Source organism: Oceanimonas doudoroffii, assembly GCF_002242685.1.
In the GTDB taxonomy this organism is placed as follows: domain Bacteria; phylum Pseudomonadota; class Gammaproteobacteria; order Enterobacterales; family Aeromonadaceae; genus Oceanimonas; species Oceanimonas doudoroffii.
The window spans coordinates 979,483-997,850 of the sequence record NZ_NBIM01000001.1 but is presented as its reverse complement, the minus strand read 5'-3'; the positions used below and the strand labels follow the sequence as shown (position 1 = coordinate 997,850).

20 protein-coding genes and 1 tRNA gene are annotated in these 18,368 nt (G+C 58.3%); 12 read left to right on the top strand and 9 right to left on the bottom strand.

The window, feature by feature from the left end:
• Positions 1-9: 9 nt before the first annotated feature.
• Entirely contained in the window at positions 10-651 is a 642-nt protein-coding gene (locus tag B6S08_RS04590; RefSeq protein ID WP_094199572.1) for a bifunctional 4-hydroxy-2-oxoglutarate aldolase/2-dehydro-3-deoxy-phosphogluconate aldolase, read from the top strand.
• A gap of 1 nt (position 652) precedes the next feature.
• On the opposite strand, the gene B6S08_RS04585 is transcribed toward B6S08_RS04590, so the two are convergent.
• From B6S08_RS04585 to sodB, 3 genes are all read right to left on the bottom strand, one after another.
• Positions 653-1,504, bottom strand: coding sequence for a MurR/RpiR family transcriptional regulator (locus B6S08_RS04585; RefSeq protein ID WP_094199571.1), 852 nt, complete (start codon positions 1,502-1,504; stop codon positions 653-655).
• A 263-nt stretch (positions 1,505-1,767) separates the two neighbouring features.
• A complete protein-coding gene (gene rimO / locus B6S08_RS04580; RefSeq protein WP_094199570.1) occupies positions 1,768-3,081 on the bottom strand; it encodes a 30S ribosomal protein S12 methylthiotransferase RimO in 1,314 nt (437 codons plus the stop codon).
• Positions 3,082-3,213: 132 nt separating this feature from the next.
• Positions 3,214-3,798 carry a superoxide dismutase [Fe] gene (sodB, locus tag B6S08_RS04575; protein ID WP_094199569.1) on the bottom strand — a complete coding sequence of 195 codons (585 nt, stop codon included), beginning with the start codon at positions 3,796-3,798 and terminating at the stop codon, positions 3,214-3,216.
• Positions 3,799-4,057: 259 nt separating this feature from the next.
• On the opposite strand from sodB, the gene B6S08_RS04570 reads away from it, so the two are divergent.
• A complete protein-coding gene (locus B6S08_RS04570; protein WP_094199568.1) occupies positions 4,058-4,396 on the top strand; it encodes a Grx4 family monothiol glutaredoxin in 339 nt (112 codons plus the stop codon).
• A 113-nt stretch (positions 4,397-4,509) separates the two neighbouring features.
• Positions 4,510-5,643 carry an N-methyl-L-tryptophan oxidase gene (solA, locus tag B6S08_RS04565; protein ID WP_094199567.1) on the top strand — a complete coding sequence of 378 codons (1,134 nt, stop codon included), beginning with the start codon at positions 4,510-4,512 and terminating at the stop codon, positions 5,641-5,643.
• A gap of 47 nt (positions 5,644-5,690) precedes the next feature.
• On the opposite strand, the gene aguA is transcribed toward solA, so the two are convergent.
• A complete protein-coding gene (aguA, locus tag B6S08_RS04560; RefSeq protein WP_094199566.1) occupies positions 5,691-6,761 on the bottom strand; it encodes an agmatine deiminase in 1,071 nt (356 codons plus the stop codon).
• Positions 6,761-7,651, bottom strand: coding sequence for an N-carbamoylputrescine amidase (aguB, locus tag B6S08_RS04555; RefSeq protein WP_094199565.1), 891 nt, complete (start codon positions 7,649-7,651; stop codon positions 6,761-6,763). The genes aguA and aguB overlap by 1 nt, the downstream gene beginning before the upstream one ends.
• A gap of 135 nt (positions 7,652-7,786) precedes the next feature.
• Here aguB and B6S08_RS04550 point away from each other — a divergent pair, with 135 nt between their 5' ends.
• A complete protein-coding gene (locus B6S08_RS04550; protein WP_094199564.1) occupies positions 7,787-8,689 on the top strand; it encodes a LysR family transcriptional regulator in 903 nt (300 codons plus the stop codon).
• A 101-nt stretch (positions 8,690-8,790) separates the two neighbouring features.
• Here the strand turns inward: B6S08_RS04550 and B6S08_RS04545 are convergent, their stop codons facing one another.
• Positions 8,791-10,113 (bottom strand): Na+/H+ antiporter family protein, encoded by a 1,323-nt coding sequence (locus B6S08_RS04545; RefSeq protein ID WP_094199563.1) that lies wholly within the window; start codon positions 10,111-10,113, stop codon positions 8,791-8,793.
• Between the two features lie 232 nt (positions 10,114-10,345).
• Here B6S08_RS04545 and B6S08_RS04540 point away from each other — a divergent pair, with 232 nt between their 5' ends.
• A complete protein-coding gene (locus B6S08_RS04540; protein WP_094199562.1) occupies positions 10,346-10,951 on the top strand; it encodes a peroxiredoxin C in 606 nt (201 codons plus the stop codon).
• 56 nt (positions 10,952-11,007) lie between these two features.
• Here B6S08_RS04540 and B6S08_RS04535 read toward each other — a convergent pair whose 3' ends face one another.
• The gene (locus tag B6S08_RS04535; RefSeq protein WP_094199561.1) at positions 11,008-11,256 is read right to left on the bottom strand and encodes a hypothetical protein; all 249 of its coding nucleotides are present in this window, start codon (positions 11,254-11,256) and stop codon (positions 11,008-11,010) included.
• A 162-nt stretch (positions 11,257-11,418) separates the two neighbouring features.
• Positions 11,419-11,664, bottom strand: a complete 246-nt coding sequence (locus B6S08_RS04530) for a TIGR02647 family protein (protein ID WP_094199560.1) — start codon at positions 11,662-11,664, stop codon at positions 11,419-11,421.
• A 169-nt stretch (positions 11,665-11,833) separates the two neighbouring features.
• Here B6S08_RS04530 and modF point away from each other — a divergent pair, with 169 nt between their 5' ends.
• The gene (modF, locus tag B6S08_RS04525; protein ID WP_094199559.1) at positions 11,834-13,312 is read left to right on the top strand and encodes a molybdate ABC transporter ATP-binding protein ModF; all 1,479 of its coding nucleotides are present in this window, start codon (positions 11,834-11,836) and stop codon (positions 13,310-13,312) included.
• 68 nt (positions 13,313-13,380) lie between these two features.
• A complete protein-coding gene (locus B6S08_RS04520) occupies positions 13,381-14,046 on the top strand; it encodes a cupin domain-containing protein (RefSeq protein ID WP_245849810.1) in 666 nt (221 codons plus the stop codon).
• 44 nt (positions 14,047-14,090) lie between these two features.
• Here B6S08_RS04520 and rnt read toward each other — a convergent pair whose 3' ends face one another.
• Positions 14,091-14,765 (bottom strand): ribonuclease T, encoded by a 675-nt coding sequence (gene rnt, locus B6S08_RS04515; RefSeq protein ID WP_094199557.1) that lies wholly within the window; start codon positions 14,763-14,765, stop codon positions 14,091-14,093.
• Positions 14,766-14,965: 200 nt separating this feature from the next.
• On the opposite strand from rnt, the gene B6S08_RS04510 reads away from it, so the two are divergent.
• From B6S08_RS04510 to B6S08_RS04495, 5 genes are all read left to right on the top strand, one after another.
• Positions 14,966-15,053: transfer RNA gene (locus B6S08_RS04510), tRNA-Ser, on the top strand.
• Positions 15,054-15,149: 96 nt separating this feature from the next.
• On the top strand, positions 15,150-15,365 hold the full coding sequence (locus B6S08_RS18680; protein WP_425435306.1) for a DUF6538 domain-containing protein: 216 nt from the start codon (positions 15,150-15,152) through the stop codon (positions 15,363-15,365).
• Between the two features lie 51 nt (positions 15,366-15,416).
• Positions 15,417-16,247: an AraC family transcriptional regulator gene (locus tag B6S08_RS04505; RefSeq protein WP_094199556.1), complete on the top strand. Its 831-nt coding sequence runs from the start codon at positions 15,417-15,419 to the stop codon at positions 16,245-16,247.
• A 43-nt stretch (positions 16,248-16,290) separates the two neighbouring features.
• Positions 16,291-16,914, top strand: coding sequence for a LysE family translocator (locus B6S08_RS04500; RefSeq protein ID WP_094199555.1), 624 nt, complete (start codon positions 16,291-16,293; stop codon positions 16,912-16,914).
• A gap of 203 nt (positions 16,915-17,117) precedes the next feature.
• Complete coding sequence (locus B6S08_RS04495; protein ID WP_094199554.1) at positions 17,118-18,002, top strand: LysR family transcriptional regulator; 885 nt, start codon at positions 17,118-17,120, stop codon at positions 18,000-18,002.
• Positions 18,003-18,368: the final 366 nt, after the last annotated feature.

Here is an 18,368-nt window from a genome sequence, read left to right as displayed (position 1 = left end):
AACGGAATCATGACGGCGCTAAGTGAACAACTGGCCGCCCTGAAAATACTGCCGGTGATCACCCTTGAGCGGGCCGAAGATATTTTGCCGCTGGCGGAGATCCTGACACGGCACGATCTGCCGGTGGCGGAAATCACCTTTCGTACCGAGGCGGCGGCACAGGCCATTCACCTGCTGCGCCGTTACCGGCCCGCCATGCTGGTAGGTGCGGGAACGGTGATCAATCGGGAGCGGGCACGGCTGGCCGCCGAAGCGGGGGCTGACTTTGCTGTGTCGGCTGGGTTTAATCCGAGTACGGTACGGGCCTGCCGGGAGTGGCAATTGCCGTTGATCCCCGGCGTTAACAATCCCAGCGCCATTGAGGCGGCACTGGAGCAGGATCTGACGGTGTTGAAATTTTTTCCGGCGCAGGCATCGGGGGGCCTGGCCATGCTAAAAGCCCTGCAAGGGCCGTTTGAGCAGGTGCAATTTGTGCCTACCGGCGGCATTGATGTGAAAAACCTGGGTGAATATCTGGCCTTGCCCAATGTGCTTGCCTGCGGCGGCACCTGGCTGGTGGATCCGCAACTGATTCGCAGCGGAGACTGGGACGCCCTGGAGCAGCGGGTCGCCGGGGCGGTGGCACTGGTCCGCCCGGGCCGTCAAGACTGAATCAGAAATGGGGGCTGTCGAAACGGGAGTTTTTGATGCCTTCCTTGACCTTTTTCAGGTTTTCCCGAAAACGGCTGCCGCGGCGCAGAATAAAGCCGGTGGCGAGCACGTCTATCAGTACCATCTGCGCCAGTCGTGAGGCCATGGGCAGATAGACATCGGTGTCTTCCGGCACATCCATCGACAGCACCACGTTGCACTCCCGGGCAAGGGGGGAGTCCTTTGCGGTCAGGCCAATGACCACGGCATCATTCTGCCGTGCCAGCTGGGCCACCTCTACCAGCGCCTTGGTGCGCCCGGTGTGGGAGATCAGCACCACCACATCGCCCTCGGCACTGGCGATGCAGCTCATGCGCATCATCACCACATCGTCAAAGCACTGTACCGGCACATTGAAACGAAAGAACTTGTTCATGGCGTCGTGGGCCACGGCGGAAGACGCGCCCAGGCCAAAGAACGACAGCTTGCGGGCCTGGGTCAGAATATCGACACAACGATTCACCGCCTGGGGATCCAGGCTTTGTCGGGCCGAGTCAAGACAAGCCATGCTGGACTCGAAAATCTTGGCGGTATAGGACTCGGGGCCGTCGTCTTCCTCTACGTGGCGGTTTACATAGGGTGTGCCATTGGCCAGGCTCTGGGCCAGGTGCAGCTTGAAATCGGGAAAGCCCTTGGTATCGAGACGGCGACAGAAACGGTTGACGGTGGGCTCACTCACATCCGCCAGCTTGGCCAGGGCGGCAATGCTGGAATGAATGGCGGTCTGGGGCGAGGCGAGGATCACTTCCGCAACCTTGCGTTCCGACTTGCTGAAACTGTCGAGATTTTTGGTGATTTTTTCCAATGTATTCATCTGAACTTCCGGCTCAGTGAGGTAGCCCGGCCTGGACTCCGGGAGGCGCGTTACAACGGGATACACTATACAGCACAAGCGCTTGGGGTAAGAGCCCTGCCATACCAAAGTATGACGATAGCATGAAAAAATGATTCGTTGGGTGAAAAAAAGACCAACAAAACTGTAGCTAAATAACACATGAAATGAATGGATGGTTGTCCGGACACAAAAAAGCCCCGTTGCCGGGGCTCATGATTACCAGCGATGTGTTTACATTCTGCTCAGGCCAGCTCGGCCCAGAGATCGTACTCGTCGGAGTGGGTGACGGTGGCGGTGATCATGTCGCCGGGCTTGAGGTCGGTTTCCCCGTTCAGGTATACCAGGCCGTCAATTTCCGGGGCGTCGGCGCTGGAGCGGCCGATGGCACCTTCCTCGTCCACCTCGTCGATCAGTACTTTGATGGTCTTGCCCACCTTCTGCGCCAGGCGGCGGGTGGAAATCTGCTGTTGCAGCGCCATAAAGCGCTCAAAGCGTTCCTGCTTGACCTCTTCCGGTACCGGATCGGCCAGTTCGTTGGCGCGAGCGCCCTCCACCGGGCTGTAGGTAAAGCAGCCCACCCGATCCAGCTCGGCCTGTTCGATAAAGTCGAGCAGCATCTGAAAGTCTTCTTCGGTCTCGCCGGGGAAGCCCACGATAAAGGTAGAGCGAATGGTGAGCTCGGGGCAGATTTCCCGCCAGCGGCGAATGCGCTCCAGGGTGCGCTCCACTGCGCCGGGGCGCTTCATCAGCTTGAGAATGCGCGGGCTGGCGTGCTGCAGCGGAATGTCCAGGTAAGGCAGAATTTTGCCGTCGCGCATCAGCGGAATAAGGTCGTCCACGTGCGGATACGGGTAGACGTAGTGCAGGCGCACCCACACCCCCATTTTGCCCAGCTCTTCGCACAGGGCCTGAATGTGGGTCTTCACCGGCATACCGCTGGCAAAGCCGGTCTTGTGCTTCACATCCACGCCGTAGGCTGAAGTATCCTGAGAGATCACCAGCAGCTCCTTCACGCCGGCATCTGCCAGGCGACCGGCTTCGGCGAGCACGTCACCGATGGGGCGGCTGTCCAGATCGCCACGCATGGACGGAATGATGCAGAAGGTGCACTTGTGGTTGCAGCCTTCGGAAATCTTCAGGTAGGCGTAGTGCTTGGGAGTCAGCTTGACGCCCTGCTCGGGCACCAGGTTGACAAAGGGATTGTACTCCGGGCGCGGTACATAGCGGTGCACGTGCTCCAGCACCTGCTCGTAGGAGTGGGGGCCGGTGATCTCCAGCACCTTGGGGTGCACTTCGCGAATTTGATCTTCCTTGGCACCCAGGCAGCCGGTGACGATCACCTTGCCGTTTTCGTTGAGGGCCTCACCAATGGCCTCCAGGGATTCCTGTACGGCACTGTCGATAAAGCCACAAGTGTTGACGATCACCATATCGGCATCATCGTAGGAAGGCACCACGTCGTAACCTTCAATACGCAGCTGGGTCAGAATACGCTCGGAGTCGACCAGGTTTTTCGGACAGCCGAGAGACACAAAGCCGATACGGGGAACAGACATACTCACTAGAATGGACTCACTTTGAAGTACTAACACAAGAAAGGGCGCATTTTACACCCAGGCAGGCTGATTAAAAAAGCCCCAATAACAAAAACACCCCGGCGGGCCGGGGTGTTTTACGCGGAAGAAAACTTACTTGGCGAAGTTTTCTGCTACGAATTCCCAGTTGACCAGGGCCCAGAAGGCTTTCACATAGTCAGGGCGTACGTTGCGGTAATCGATGTAGTAGGCGTGCTCCCACACGTCGCAGGTCAGCAGGGGAGTCAGACCGGCTTCGGTCAGCGGGCAGCCGGCGTTGGAGGTGTTAACCAGACCCACGGTGCCATCGGCCTTTTTCACCAGCCAGGTCCAGCCGGAGCCGAAGTTGGTCACGGCAGACTTGGTGAACTCTTCCTTGAAAGCGTCGAAGGAGCCAAAAGCGGCCTTGATGGCATCGGCCAGGGCGCCGGTGGGCTCGCCGCCACCGTTGGGGGCCAGGCAGTTCCAGTAGAAGGTGTGGTTCCACACCTGAGCGGCGTTGTTGAAGATGCCACCGGAAGAGGTCTTGATGATGTCTTCCAGAGACTTGCCTTCGAACTCGGTGCCGGGAACCAGGTTGTTCAGGTTAACCACATAGGTGTTGTGGTGCTTGCCGTGGTGATATTCCAGGGTTTCCTGGGAGATGTGCGGCTCCAGAGCGTTCTTGGCGTAGGGCAGAGCGGGAAGTTCAAATGCCATTTTTAGTTCTCCATGTTTATGCGCCGGATGACACCGGCGAAGACATTGCTGCTTGCTTATTATTGGTGACGATGACGACCGCTATCAGCATAGTCGCCCTTCGCTAAATTGCTGACGGGAGTGTAACAGTTAGCGCGCCGGCTAAACAACAACAGCTTTTGTACGGATACCACCGGCGGCAATTAATCGGTCGCGGCCCTTGAGACCGGGAAGGGATAAAGTAGAATGGAATCTTTAACAACCCTTGTCCGGAGTGGTCATGGACACCATTGAAAAGATCAAAACCCAAATCAGTGAAAACCCCATTCTGCTGTATATGAAGGGGTCTCCCAAGTTTCCGAGCTGCGGCTTTTCCGCCCAGGCGTCCCAGGCCCTGATGAACTGCGGCGAGCCCTTTGCCTACGTCGACATTTTGCAGAACCCGGAAATTCGCGCCGAGTTGCCCAAATACGCCAACTGGCCGACCTTTCCCCAGCTGTGGGTGGAAGGCGAGCTGATCGGTGGCTGTGACATCATTATCGAGATGTTCCAGCAGGGGGAACTGCAGACCCTGATCAAGGACACCGCCGCCAAGCATCCCAAGCCCGAACAGGCTTGATGTTGAACCGGCAGCCTCAGGCTGCCGGTTTTTTTTGCCTTTCTGATCAAGTGTTGCGGCCACGCCGATGACGCTTCGACCTGTTCACCCGCCAGGTACAACGGACACTTTCCATGGATGCAGACATTCTTATTATCGGTGCCGGCTCGGTCGGCATGGCAGCGGGATATTACGCGGCCTGTCAGGGCGCCCGAGTGCTGCTGCTCGACGAGGGCCATCCGCCCCATACACTGGGCTCCCACCATGGCAGCACTCGGCTGACCCGCACCGCCTATGGTGAGGGAGAGGCCTATATTCCGCTGTTATTGAGGGCGCGGGCGCTGTGGACCGAGCTCGAACAACTGAGCGGCGAGCGCCTGTTCGAGCCCTGTGGTGTGCTCAATCTGGGCGTGGCCGACAGCCCTTTCCTGGCCCAGGTCAGGCGCAGCGCCGCCGAATACGGGCTGGCGCTGGAGCAGGAAAGTGCCGCCGGCATCGAGGCCCGCTGGCCGGGCTGGGGACTGCCCGCCGGCTTTTCGGGCGGGTATGAACCCGAGGCCGGTGTGCTCTATTGCGAACGCGCACTGAGTGCCTGGCACCGGCTCGGCAGCGCGCAAGGGGCGCGGTTACTGGGTGGCCGCACCGTCACCGGGCTGAAGGCCATTCCCGGCGGGATGGGGGTCGAGCTGGCCGATGGTGAGCGGTTCACCGCCGCTCAAGTACTGGTGTGTGCCGGTCAGCGGGTGGCCCCGCTGATGGCCCAGCTGGGATTGCACCTGCCGTTGCAGCGAGTACGCAAGACTTTTGCCTGGTACCGGGCAGATGTGATGCGTTACGGGCCGGCGGCGTTTCCCGGCTTTTCCGCCGATCTTGCCAATGCCGTCTACTATGGGTTTCCCACCCTGAATGGAGAGGGATTCAAAATTGGCCGTCATGATGCCGGTCAGCCCTTGGAACCCGGTGAGCCACTGGCATCATTTGGTTCTTTTTCCCAGGACAGGGCGGAGCTGGACGCCTTTGTACATGACTACCTGCCGGGCGTGGGAGAGTTTATCGAGGGTAAGGTGTGTCATTACATTCGCACGCCCGACGAGCACTTTATTCTGGATCGCCATCCGGAGCACGAAGGGGTATTTTTCGCCAGTGCCTGCTCCGGTCACGGTTTCAAGTTTGCCGCCGTCCTGGGGGAAACCTTTGCGCGCTGGATGCTGGACGGCGAGCCGGGGTTTGATCTGGGCTCCTTTGCCCTGAGCCGGTTTGGCCGGTAAAAAAACCGGGGTCGACCGACCCCGGTTGCAGGCCCTGATGCCGGCGTTTATACCGCCGGGATCTGCTGGGTGATGCAGTGAATATTGCCGCCACCGAGCAGGATTTCCCGCGCCGGTATGCCCACCACTTCCAGCTCCGGAAAGATTTGTTCCAGTCTGGCCTTGGCTTCGCCGTCGGTACGTGAGTCCAGCAACGGAAACAGCAGCCGGCCATTGGTGATCAGAAAGTTCACGTAAGAGGCCGCCAGCCGCTCACCCGCCGGACGTGGCACACCGCTGCCGGTGGCAATGCCCGCGGCTTCCTGCTCGCTGATGTAAAGCGGGCCCGGCTGGGGTAGCAGCCACACCTTGAGTTTGCGGCCCTTGGCGTCTACCGCCTGACTCAGCACCTCAAATGCCGCCTGGCTGCGCAGGTACTGCGGATCCTGGGGATCGTCACAGCCGTGCAGAATGACCTCACCCGGGCGGGCGAAACAGGCCATGTTGTCGATATGGCCATCGGTTTCGTCCATATATACCCCTTCATCCAGCCAGATAAAGGTGCTGACCCCCAGGGTGTCGCGCAGGTGTTGTTCGATGTCGGCCTGGCTCAGGTGCGGGTTGCGGTTGGCGTTCAGCAGGCATTCCCTGGTGGTGAGCAGGGTGCCTTCGCCGTCCACATGAATGGAGCCGCCTTCCAGCACCAGGGGGCTTTCCACCGCGGCAATGTCGTGCCGTGCCAGCATGGCCTGGGCCATGGCCTGATCCTGATCCCAGGGGGCATAAAGGCCGCCATGGTCGCCTCCCCAGGCATTGAAGCGCCAGTCGATGCCCTTGATGCCACCCTGGCCGTCAACGACCACGGTGGGGCCGGTGTCCCGGGCCCAGGCATCGTCGCTCTCAATGTCGACCAGGGTCACCGCCGCCGGCATGGTGGCCCTGGCCTTGTCCATTTCCGCCGCCGGCACCGCCATCAACACCGGCGTGGCCGCCGAGATGGCTTCGGCCAGTTTGGCAAAGGTGGCCTGGGCCGGGGCGGCGCCGTTGCGCCAGTTGTCGGGCCGATGGGGCCAGATCATCCACACCGCCTGCTGGGGCGCCCACTCGGCGGGCATGTAAAAGCCCTTGAGCGCGTCCATCAGCGGCCTCCGTTTTGTTTGCCGTCGGAGGTCATCAGGGTCTGATACATGGCCGGGCGGCGATCCCGGAACAGGCCCCAGCTGGTGCGGGTCTTGGCAATTTCTGCCAGATCAAAGCTGTGCACCAGCACGCCTTCGGAGGTCTTGTCGGCCTGCTGTACCAGCTCGCCGAACTGATCGGCAATAAAGGAAGATCCGTAAAAGGTGGTCTCCAGCCCGTCTTCGTATTTGCTTTGTTCGGTGCCGATACGGTTGGAGGCGATCACCGGCACCAGGTTGGCGGCGGCATGACCCTGCTGGGTACGGGTCCAGTGGGGCTGGCTGTTGATGGTCGGATCCTGCGGCTCGCTGCCGATGGCGGTGGGGAAGAAAATCAGTTCTGCTCCCATCAGCGCCAGGCTGCGGGCGGTTTCCGGGAACCACTGATCCCAGCAGATGCCCACACCAATTTTGGCGTAGCGGGTCTGCCACACCTTGAAGCCGGTGTCACCGGGGGTAAAGAACTGCTTTTCCTGATAGCCGGGGCCATTGGGAATGTGGGTCTTGCGATACAGGTCCAGTACGGCGCCGTCGGCGTCAATCACCACCAAGGAGTTGTAATAGGCGTTGCCGGCGCGTTCAAAGAAGCTGAGCGGCAGCACCACTTCCAGCTCCTTGGCCAGGGCCTGAAAGTGCCGAATCAGCGGGCTGTTATCCACTTCCTGGGCCAGGGCAAAGTGCTCCGGGCTCTGATCGATGCAGAAATAGGGTGCTTCAAACAGCTCCTGAATCAAAATGATCTGGGCCCCCTGACCGGCGGCCTGGCGCACCAGCTTCTCGGCGCGGGCGATGTTTTCGTCTCGGTTCCAGCTGCAGGCCATCTGGGTGGCGGCCACGGTTACCATGGTCATGGGAAAGCTCCTTGTATGAGGTCAAAAGGCCGGCGTCATTTGCTGCCGCCGGTAGTCATGGGATGAGTCTGCGGCTTGCCAGTCCATCCATCAAATGAATAATATTTATTTTATTATCCATGATGTGAATTTTGCATGAAACTTCACCAGCTCGATCTCAACCTGTTGCTGGCCTTTGATGCGCTGATGAGCCAGCGTAACGTAACCCGGGCCGCGCAGCAGTGTTTTATCAGCCAGCCGGCCATGAGCCATGCCCTTAACCGGTTGCGCCAGTTTTTTGAAGATCCGCTGCTGGTGCGCAGCGCCACCGGCATGCAGCCTACCCAGCGGGCCCTGGGCCTGCACCAGGCGGTGCGCCGGGCACTGACCCTGCTTGAGCAGGAGTTGGGTCGGGAAGAGCACTTTGAGCCGGCCAACTCCCGCCGACGTTTTGTGATCAGCACCACCGATTATGTGGAATGCGTGCTGATCCCACCGCTGATCCGCCGACTGAAGACCTTGGCACCGGGGGTGCACATTGAAATCGATATTTTGCGGGATCAGTTGCCCGAAGCGAAGCTGGCCAACGGCGAGGTGGATCTGGTGCTGGGGTTTGACGAATACATGAAGGTGCCGGCGTCACTCTGCACCGAAACCTGGCTCACCGAGCCCCTGGCCGGCATCGTCGCCGACGATCACCCCGAGGTGGGCGAAGCCTTGTCGCTTGAGCAACTGACCGCGCTGCCCCATGTGTTTCACTCGCCCCTGGGCACCCGCGAGGCCAGCATCGATACCTGGCTGGCCAGCCAGGGGCTGAAACGGCAAATTTCGGTGAACAGCCAGAGCTACATGTCGGCGGCGGCCATCGTCGCGCAAAGCGATCACCTGCTGGTGCTGCCCAACAAGGTGGCGGGCCTGCTGGCCGGTGCCTGGCCGCTAAAAAAGGTAACGCTGCCGGCGGATCTGCCCGCCTATCACCTCAACTGCGTCTGGCACCCGCTGCACGACCGCCAGCCGGCCCTGCAGTGGCTGCGGGAGGTGCTGCGCTCGCTGATTTGAGTTAGCTGCTGGGTGCGAGGGGGAAAGGAGTGAGGAAATGAAAACCAGTGTGCCGGGCAGGGCCCGGCACACAAACTGATGACTTACTGCTGAAATTCCGTTTACAGCACCATGGCGGCAAGCCAGCCAAAGCCGACCAGCGGAATGTTGTAGTGCAGGAAGGTCGGCACCACCGAGTCCCAGATATGATCGTGCTGGCCGTCGGCATTCAGCCCCGAGGTGGGGCCCAGCGTCGAGTCCGATGCCGGCGAGCCGGCGTCACCCAGGGCTCCGGCGGTGCCGATAATGGCCAGGGTGGCCAGGGGCGAAAAGCCCAGAGACATGCACAGGGGCACATAGATGGGGGCGATGATCGGAATGGTGGAGAACGAGGAACCAATGCCCATGGTGATCAGCAGGCCCACCACCAGCATGGCCAGAGCCGCCAGCGCCTTGTTGTCGCCCAGCACGGTGGCCACCGCCTGCACCAGGCTGACAATGCCGTCGGTGGCCTTGATCACGGCCGCAAAACCGGCGGCGGAGATCATGATAAAGCCGATCAGCGACATCATCTTCACCCCTTGGGTAAAGGCGTCCTGGCTTTCCTTGAACTTGATCACCCCGCCCATGGTGAAGATCACAAAGCCCACCATGGCGCCCAGAATAATGGAGTCGCTGTAAAGCTGCAGGCTCAGGGCGCTGACAATGGCCACCACCGCAATGCCAATGTGCAGCGGGTTTATCTGAATGTGCTCCGGCTCCACCGCAATGATCTTGCTCTCATCGTAACGGCGTGGCTTGCGGTAGCTCACAAAGAGGGCGACCAGCAGGCCGAGAAACATGCCGCCCACCGGAATGCCCATGGCCAGGGGCAGCATGCCCTTGGTGGCTTCAACGCCGTTTTCAATCAGGTTGGCCAGCAAAATGTTGTTCAGAAAAATGCCGCCAAAGCCCACCGGCAGCATCATGTAGGTGGCGGTCAGGCCAAAGGTCAGCACACAGGTCACTGCACGGCGGTCCAGCTGAAGTCGCGCCATCACGTGCAGCAGGGGAGGCACCAGAATGGGAATAAAGGCGATATGAATGGGGATCAGGTTTTGGGAGGCGACCGCCGACAGCAACAGGGCACACAGCAGCACAGCCTTGATCCACACAACACGACCCTGGCTGGCATCCTGTCCCAGGGCGCGAATAATGCGCACCGCCAGCAGATCGGTAATGCCGGAGCGGGAAATGGCCACCGCGAAGGCACCCAGCATGGCATAGCTGAGGGCGATGGTGGCACCGCCACCCAGGCCATCGGCAAATATCTTCGCGGTGTCGGTCAGCGACAGGCCGCCTACCAGGCCCCCCACCAGGGCGCTCAGCGCCAGCGAAATCACCACGTTGATGCGCAGCAGGCTCAGCACCAGCATCAGACACACGGCGACGACAACGGGATTCATGAAATATCCTTCAGGTTTTTACGAAAAATGAAGCGGGTAGTTTGCAAATCGAGCCGGGAATGTCGAGCATTATTTGCCAAAAGCGGGGAAAAACCGCATTGTGTGAACTTTGTGCAAGCGCAACGTTATCGGTGGGTCGGGTCTTGGGTTTGTCATGTGTCGCCCATATACTGTCTGTTCGAGTGCGATGGTTTGATGAACCATCCCCGTACAATACACCAAGGAGATAGACATGAGCGTACTGGTAGGCCGTCAGGCTCCCGACTTTACCGCTGCTGCCGTTCTGGGTAACGGCGAAATCGTTGAGAACTTCAACCTCAAGGAGTTCACCAAGGGCAAGGCTGCCGTGGTGTTTTTCTATCCGCTGGACTTCACCTTCGTGTGTCCGTCCGAGCTGATTGCCTTTGATCACCGCTTTGACGAGTTCCAGCAGCGCGGCGTGGAAGTGATCGGTGTGTCCATCGACTCCCAGTTCAGCCACAATGCCTGGCGCAACACCGCCGTTGAGAACGGTGGTATCGGCCAGGTGAAATACCCGCTGGTTGCCGACGTGAAGCACGAAATCTGCAAGGCTTATGACGTTGAGCACCCGGAAGCCGGTGTGGCCTTCCGCGGCTCTTTCCTGATCGACGCCAACGGCCTGGTTCGCCACCAGGTAGTGAACGATCTGCCCCTGGGTCGTAACATCGACGAGATGCTGCGTATGGTTGACGCCCTGCAGTTCCACGAAGAGCACGGCGAAGTGTGTCCGGCCCAGTGGGAAAAAGGCAAGGCTGGCATGCAGGCCTCTCCGGACGGCGTGGCCAAGTACCTGTCCGAGAACGCCGAAGGCCTGTAAGGTTCGACGTTATTCCATAAAAAATGCCGGCATTTGCCGGCATTTTTTTGTTTGCGTTATTCTCCCTCTGGGGTAACCGTAACCAGCTGAGGGTTGGCCTTGCCCGCCGCCTGCAACTGTCCCGGGTTGACCAGACCCAGCAACACCATCAACACCACGGCAGCCATGCCACTCAGCAACCAGGGAACGGGTTTGCGCAGTGCAGTGCCGTCCTCCAAGCCCTCCCGCAGTGAGTGACAATGGCTACAGCGATCATGATGATCGTAAAAGTGCCTGTTGCACTGGTGGCAACGAATGATTGACATATCCCGACTCCGTACTGTTATTTTTGTTTTTCGAAATCACTATAGCTGCAATTGCAAAATGAAAATGCGCAAAAAAGCGAATGGTATCGATACGGAAAGGAGATGGTGTGTTTGAGGGGCTGCAAGGCCGGCGGGCGTGGTACTGAAGCCCGCCAACCGGATTCAGGAGGGCACTTTTTCTTTCAGCAGACCCAGCAGCATTTGGGCATGTTCGGCGGTTTCCCGGCCCAGCTCGGTCAGGTAGCCGCCATCGACCTGAGTGATCAGTCCCTTGTCGTGCAGGCGGCTGGCGGCCTGGACCATGCCGGGACTGGCATCGTGATGCACCTTGATGCCTTGCCGGGTGGTATCGAGATCAAAATGCAGCAATAAGTTGAGTTCGTCCATCAGTGCCTGGTGATAATGCATGAGTACTCCTTGTACGTTGGCCACCTCTTATGACGTTAGCCGGTAATTGTGCTTTTGAGTGAGGCACACCTCACAATTAGCGTACCGGATGGGTCTTTTTCAGGCTTGCATCCATGGGCACTGTTGCGGATTATGTGAGTTTTGTCACGCCAATAAAGGATAATCCCGCATGAGCGCCATTCGTATCAAGGACGCCCGCTTCTCCATCAGTGAACGCCACCAGCTGCATATTCCCGAGCTGAGCCTGGCCGAGGGCCAGTGCTGGGCGTTTGTAGGCGCCAACGGCAGCGGCAAAACCGCCCTGGCCCGCGCCCTGGCGGGAGAGCTGAAATGCGTGCAAGGCGAAGCCGACCATGAGTTTGCCCATGTGGAGTGGGTGTCCTTTGAGCAGTTACAGCAACTGGCGGACCGGGAGCGGGAAGAAGACGAAAGCGATCTGCTCGATGCCCAGGACGACGGCCACAGCGCCCGCCAGATCATTCAGGAAGGTGCTCGGGATCACGAGCGCCTGGAGCAGCTGGCGGCGCGCTTTGGTATTACCTCCCTGCTGGATCGCGGTTTCAAGTATTTGTCCACCGGTGAAACCCGCAAGGTGCTGCTGTGCCGGGCGCTGCTGAGCCAGCCCGAGCTGTTGGTGCTGGACGAGCCCTTTGATGGCCTGGATGCCAACGCCCACGAGGGCCTGATGAGCCTGCTGGCCGAGCTGGTGGCCGCCGGGCAGACCCTGGTGCTGATCGTCAACCGCTTTGAAGAGCTGCCGGATTTTGCCAGCCATCTGGGTATTCTGGTCGAATGCGAACTGACCCAGGCCGGCCCGCGGGACGACGTGAGTGCCTCGGTGGAGCTGCAGCAGCTCAATCACCTGGTGCGACTTGAGGCCAGCACCCAGGCGCTGCCACCGGCGGATCCCGATGCTGTACGCCGGGAGCTGGACGCCGGCACGCCGCGCATTGTCATGCGTGATATACGCGTCAGCTTTGGCGATAAGGTCATCCTCGACGGCCTGAACTGGCAGGTAAATTCAGGGGAGCACTGGCAGATCATGGGGCCCAACGGTGCCGGCAAGTCTACCCTGCTGAGCCTGGTTACCGGCGATCATCCACAGGGCTACAGCAACGACCTCACCCTCTTTGGCCGTCGCCGCGGCAGTGGCGAGACCATCTGGGACATCAAGCAGCACATCGGTTATGTGAGCACCACCATGCAGCAGGACTATCGGGTCACCGCCACTCCTAGGGCGGTGATCCTCTCGGGCTTTTTCGATTCCATCGGTGTCTATCAGCAGCCGGGGGATGCTCAGCTCAAGCTGGCCGAACAGTGGTTGGCACTGCTGGGCATGGAAGGCCTGGGCAACGAGCCATTTCGCAACCTGTCTTATGGTCAGCAGCGGCTGTTGCTGATCGCGCGAGCCATGGTCAAGCATCCCCCCATCCTGATCCTGGACGAGCCACTGCAGGGGCTGGATACCTTTAACCGGCACTGGGTCAAGCGCTGGATCGATTTGCTGGTGGCCGAGGGCGGCACCCAGTTGCTGTTTGTATCACACCATCAATCCGACGCACCGGCGTGCATCAGCCATCGGCTCAGCTTTGTAGCCAATGAGGAAGGCGGTTACCGTTATCCCACCGAGGCACTTGAGAAAGCTTGACCCGAAACCGGGACGGGGTCAGGATGGGGATCCCACTTGTTCGTCGGGATCCTTGACCGATGCTGAATATGGACTTCTCTCAATCCTTGACCCTTCCTTACCAGGCCGAGCGCTGGCAGCGCTCACCGGCAGACGGCGTGTGGCGCTATCCGCTGGAGCGCGAATCCGCTGAAAGCGGACACGTGACCAGCCTGGTGCGCTTTGAACCGGGGGCGGCGTTTCCCGAGCATGAGCACCCACTGGGTGAGGAATTCTGGGTGTTGGAAGGCACCTTTTCCGATGACAACGGTGATTACGGTGCCGGTACCTATGTGCGTCATCCGCCGGGCAGCCGACACCGGGCCTTCAGCCGGCAAGGTTGCCTGATTTTCGTCAAGCTCAACCAGTTTGTCGCCGACGATAATGGTTTTAAAGCGCTGGATGAACGTCAGGGACTCTGGCTGACCGGCGATCACGGCTTTCGCCGGCTGTCGCTGCATCGTTATCAGGGGATCAATACCAGTCTGCTGGAGTTTGCCGAGGGTGGGCGCTTTCCCGCCTGCTGCTACCGCGCCGGTCTGGAAATACTGGTACTGGAAGGGCAGCTGCATGACGGCGCCAGTGTTTTAGGCCCGCTCAGCTGGTTGCGTCTGCCGCCCATGGCGGTGCCGGCACTTGAAGTGACCGGGCATACTCGGCTATGGGTGCGCACCGGCCACCTGGTGGCCTCCAGCCCGGTGAGCCGCGCCGTCTGAATCCCCCGGTAAAACCACAAAGCCCGCCATTGGCGGGCTTTGTATTATGCCTGCTGCTCGGGGTCGGTGAAATCCGGCATGTCGGCAGGGGCGGGGGGCCAGCCGCCCAGCAGCTTCCAGCGATTAACGATGGTGCAGAACAGCTCGGCGGTCTTGCGGGTATCGTACAGGGCGCTGTGGGCTTCCTTGTTGTCAAAGCTCATGCCGGCGGCGCGGCAGGCCTTGGCCAGCACGGTCTGGCCCAGGGCCAAGCCGGCGAGGCTGGCGGTGTCAAAGGTGGCAAAAGGATGGAAGGGGTTGCGCTTGAGCTCGGCACGTTCCGCCGCCGCCATGACAAAGCCATGATCAAAGGAGGCGTTGTGGGCCACGATCACCGCGCGCTGGCAGTGATTGGCCTTGATGCCCTTGCGCACCCCCTTGAATATCTGCTCCAGGGCGTCCCGCTCGGTCACGGCCCCGCGCAGGGCACTCCAGGGATCAATGCCGGTAAATTCCAGCGCCGCCGGCTCCAGGTTGGCGCCTTCAAAGGGGGTGACATGAAAATGAAAGGTCTGATCCGGGCTCAGCCAGCCATTTTTGTCCATTTTCAGGGTGATGGCGGCAATTTCCAGCAGGGCGTCGGTACGGGCGTTAAAGCCGCCGGTTTCCACGTCGATCACCACAGGGTAGTAACCCCGAAAACGCTCGTGAAGCTGGTTGGCTGAAGTTGTTGCCGTCATGATGGTCCTGTTGCTGCAAAAAACGGTCGTCCATTATGCCAGAGTCCGGGGTTATCGTCGCCCGTCCCGGCAGCCAGACGGGCGAGTGGCGCAATTCTGCGCAAACGAAACGCAAAGCCAGAAAAAGGGTTGCACCCGGCGCCGGCCTTGCCTACTATACGCCCCGCTGACGAGGACGAGCTTCCGACCAGCAACAATTTGGTGAGGTGTCCGAGTGGCCGAAGGAGCACGCCTGGAAAGTGTGTATACGGAAACGTATCGAGGGTTCGAATCCCTCCCTCACCGCCAAACAAGATAAGCCCTTGATTCTTAACGGATTCAAGGGTTTTTTCGTTTCAGAACCCAAGCCGCCTTTCACCGATTGGTACAGAAGGGTGGTACAGAATGCGTGTCATGGCTACACCGTGGAAGCATTCTGAGTCGGGGTACTTTTACTTTCGTCGTCAAGTGCCCGCCGATATTCTAACCGTCGTTGGTCGCTGTGAGTGGAAGGTATCACTCAAGACCAAAGACCTGTCTGTTGCCGGCTTTCGTCTTGCCGCTGGGTCGCCTTATTATCAGCAATTTTGTTCAAGTCTCAATGCAACCGCCTCCCTATAATTTCTATTGTTTCTCTTGAGCGTAATAATGAACTCGGCAAGGCGACAGGCTATGCAGCAGGACAACCAATTCCAATACCGCAAAAGCAAGCATCTGGACCAGGTGATGCTCCTGAGTGCGCTCATGCATGATTTCGCTTATGGCAAACATGCGCACGAAGAATACTCGCTGGGTATCACGCTCGCCGGTCGCCAGGACTTTTTCTCCAACGGCATGTTTCATTACAGCACGCCCGGCAACGTCATCGTTTTTAACCCGGACGTGGCCCACGATGGGCATTCCGGCACCGATGATGTGCTGCAATATAAAATGCTCTACATTCACCCCGAGCAGTTGGCTCCGGCCCTGGCGGCGGCAGGGGTAAGGCGACCGCATGATTTCAGAATCGAAGACACGCTGCTAAAAGATGGTGTGCTGCGCGCCGAACTGCTGCGTTTGTGCACCCTGATTGAATGCGATGAGGCCGAGCCACTGGTTCAGGAGAGCCTGCTTTACTCGTTAGCGGCGCGTATTGCCCAACTGCACAGCGATTACTCACCGAACCAGACCCAGCAGAGGGTTGACAGTCTGTTGCTAAGGGCGCGCGATTACATTCATGCCCATGTGTTTGACGCTCTTTCACTGGAGCAGATCAGCCAGCAGGCGGCGTTATCAAAGTATCACTTTTTGCGCTTGTTCCGGCGGCAGTTTGGCATGACACCGTATCAGTACGTGTTGAACTGCCGCCTCAATCGTGCCCGTGAAGCCCTGGCCGCAGGTGTACAGCTGGATGATGTGGTTCACTCTTTTGGTTTTGCCGACCTGAGTCATCTGAACCGCCGCTTCAAACCCGTTTTTGGCATGACCCCTCGTCAATATCAGCAAATCGTTTTGAATCACTGATTTCCACTTATCCACTCTAACTTGATTCATTAGGAGTTCGACCATGGTCGAGATACTCATGTATGCGTTTGGCATTATGTATACCCCAGGCCCGGTAAACCTGCTGAGCCTGAATGCCGGGCTGAACGGTCAGGGAAAGAGGACGGTTCCTTTTTGTGTTGGTGTGGGCGTGGCCATGTTTCTGCTGTTTTTTGTGTTCGGTTACAGCGGTGCCTTGCTGCCTGTAGCGTTTCAGGCCGTCATTGGGTTGTTCGGCGGCCTCTATATCTTATGGCTGGCACTTAAAATCGGGAAGACGGCCATTCAATCCACTACGCCGGCCAAGGCGGACGACGCCAAAGTGGGGCAAGCCGCCCTGTCGTTCCGTTCAGGCCTGCTGATGCAGTTATGTAACCCCAAGGCGCCGGTCGCAATCCTGCCGATTGTCACCGTTCAGTTTCCGGCTGTCGGTATCAGCGGAGCAGGTATTGCCTTATGGTCGGTACTGCTGGGGGGGATGGCGCTTGGAGCCCCGGGTAGCTACCTGCTGCTGGGCGCACGACTTGGCAAGCTCATTCGGACACCGGCTTTTTTTCGCATGCTTAATGCATTAATGGCGCTACTGCTGGTTTATGTTGGCTGCAATATCGTCAACGCCCAACTTGGAGTGTTTCAAGGCATGTCGTGATGAGCTGTCTTGCTCGAGTGAGGCTGTAAACATTCCGGCTCTTTTTTGAGCAGTAATATCAATCAGCGGGCATTATCGAGTTTCGAATTGACCGGACATTCATGGGCGCATGAGTGAAATATTAATGATGAAAATAATGATGTATTTTTACTGAGTCATGAATTATATTCATTGATCTGGGTGCTATAGACCGGAGTTAAGGCATGTTGGAGAGGTTTCATCTTGAAGTACTGGCAGCAATCAAAGAGCAAGGAACGTTAACTCAGGCTGCTGAGTCATTAAATTTATCTCAGTCTGCCTTGAGTCACAGCATTAAAAAGCTGGAAGGTCAGCTCAAAACACCTGTTTGGCAAAAAGAAGGCAGAAACTTGCGGCTTACCAATGCGGGTGAACAAGTATTGACTCTTGCGAACCGGGTATTGCCACAATTTAAACATACTGAGCATTTATTGCGCCAGATAGCGACAGGCGAAATGGGTTCACTGCGCATCGGCATGGAATGTCATCCTTGCTATCAATGGTTGTTAAAGGTCATTGAACCTTATCTTGAAAAATGGCCAAACGTTGATATTGACGTAAAGCAGGAATTTCAGTTCGGTGGCCTGGGTGCTCTCTATAGCTACGAGATAGATATCCTTGTTACTCCCGATCCCTTATATAAACCCAATCTGACGTTTATACCGGTATTTGATTATGAACACAGACTCGTCGTTGCATCATCCCATTCCCTTGCGACGCAAGACTCGGTTATGCCTGATGAGCTGAATGAAGAGGTGTTGTTCAGCTATCCGGTAGAGCCCGAGCGACTGGATATTTACAGTCAGTTCTTAAACCCCGCCAAATGTTCGGTCAAAAAGCACAAAACCATCGAAACGACGGAAATCATGTTGCAGATGGTGGCGGCAGGCAGAGGCGTATGTGCTCTCCCTGGTTGGCTAGTGGATGAATTTGCCAAACATATGGCCATTAAGAGCCTGCGATTCGGCAAGCATGGCATAAAAAAGCAAATCTTTTTGGGGGTGCGAAAAGGCGAAGAACAGATTCACTACCTGAGTGACTTCATTGCTCTGGCTCAGAATGTCAGGTAATGACTCAGCCTTGCTCGATCTCGCATATTTCCAAGCTGATACTGCTGTGGGCACTGTAAGGTGGCGCTGCCTTCTATACAGGTAACCCTGTCTCTCCTTCTCCTGAACTGGCCCACTGACGAACGGGCTCACGAAGTGAGCCCATGATAAAGTACGGCATTACCTCAGCAACTGCTGGCAGTGCAACCGAATCCTGGTCCATCGACGTTTACTGACCTGCCAGATGGATGAAGAGGCTACCCGCTAGTGGTGCCGCCACTTTTCAACCGACAGAACCGGCCTGTACTGCCGGGCTGCAGCCTGCTCTGTCAGCGTCCCATACCAAGAACGTGGCACATCGTTCGACCGAGAGCCTTGGCTTACCAC